Below are 1,326 nucleotides of genomic sequence, written 5' to 3'. Positions count from 1 at the left end.
CCTTTGTTTTCCTTAATCATAGAGTAGTCATTGCTTTTTCCTTTCTTTCCATCTTCTTTGGCAGCAAAAGCGACTGCTGACGAAGAAACCATGAAAATGGCTCCCGTCAACAGCATGGCAGCTAGCGTGAATGAAATGCTTTTTTGAAGGTTATTCAATACCTGACACAAAGCTGAGTAATAGAAATATCTTATGGCGTTAGATTACATGTAGAGGGAGGGGCTGGACTTGTTCTGTCGATCAATTACTCCCTTTTTATAGAGAGGCCTGCGTTACGGCTCACGTGAATCAAACGGCAATTGTCGTAATAACGATAGTAGCTGCTCTAGGACTCTTGGGCATCGTGGTTGTGGAAACCCTGACAGCGGTAGAGGCACGCGGATGCAATAGGAGCGTTCCGTTCAACGCAAGTCAAGGCCGCTGCTTCCATCCCTAAAAGAATGTGGAATATTTTAGCCCCACTCACCCAAAAGCTTTTGGGCAGAATGGAGGTACGGCATGTCTCCTTATTGACTTGTCGTGAATAATGCGGCTCAAGGAGATTGTGGGAACTCTGCCCGCAAATCCCTCTTTTTCTTCCGCATTTGTTAAATACGATTTTTGCGCTTTTTTTCCATGGTCGACCTGCTGTCTGACAATTTTCCGGCTGACCTTGCCAGGTCGACCGTGGCGCTCCTTGTGGTGGTCGACCCGCTCGGCGCTATCCCGCTCTACATAGCGCTCACGCAAAAGATGGAGCGGGTACAAAAGAGGGAGGTGTCAAAGACAATAATCATCACGGCCACGTCGCTGCTGTTTGCATTTGCCCTGGCAGGCAACCAGATCTTTGCAGTCTTTGGGATAACCATCGCCAGCTTTATGATAGCAGGCGGCGTGCTCCTCTTCATAGTGGCCGTAGAGCTCTTGACGCATGGAGGCTGGAGGTTTGGCGACGCGTCCGCCATAGATGACGCCGGCATCGTCCCTCTCACCTTTCCCCTGCTTGCCGGCCCGGGCGCAATCACGGCAGTCATCATCTCGCTAGAGACCTCTGGCCTGGTGGCGACTGCGGTTTCCATCCTCATAACCACCGGCGCCACCTACCTCGCCCTCAGGTACTCGGACGGCATATACAGGGTGCTTGGCCGGCGGGGGTCGCTGATAGTGACAAGGGTGTTTGCGGTGTTTGTGGCCGCCATCGCGGTGCAGTTCGTCGTGCAGGGCGTGCAAGGGATATTCTAGATCATGACCATGTTAATGTGCTATCGGCAGCATATGGCGCCCGCTGCACTCGACATAAGACTGGTCAGAAGGCCGGGCGTAGAATTGAACCTGCTGCAAATATCT

The 1,326-nt window shown here is 52.0% G+C and carries 1 protein-coding gene; it reads left to right on the top strand.

Annotated elements, in window-relative coordinates; all coding sequences use genetic code 11:
* Positions 1-615 precede the first annotated feature (615 nt).
* Entirely contained in the window at positions 616-1,221 is a 606-nt protein-coding gene (locus tag ACREAY_RS11930; RefSeq protein WP_431755987.1) for a MarC family protein, read from the top strand.
* Positions 1,222-1,326: the final 105 nt, after the last annotated feature.

The sequence above is a fragment of the Nitrososphaera sp. genome (genome assembly GCF_050748925.1).
Taxonomy (GTDB): domain Archaea; phylum Thermoproteota; class Nitrososphaeria; order Nitrososphaerales; family Nitrososphaeraceae; genus Nitrososphaera.
This window is presented reverse-complemented; position numbering and strand designations above follow the sequence as displayed.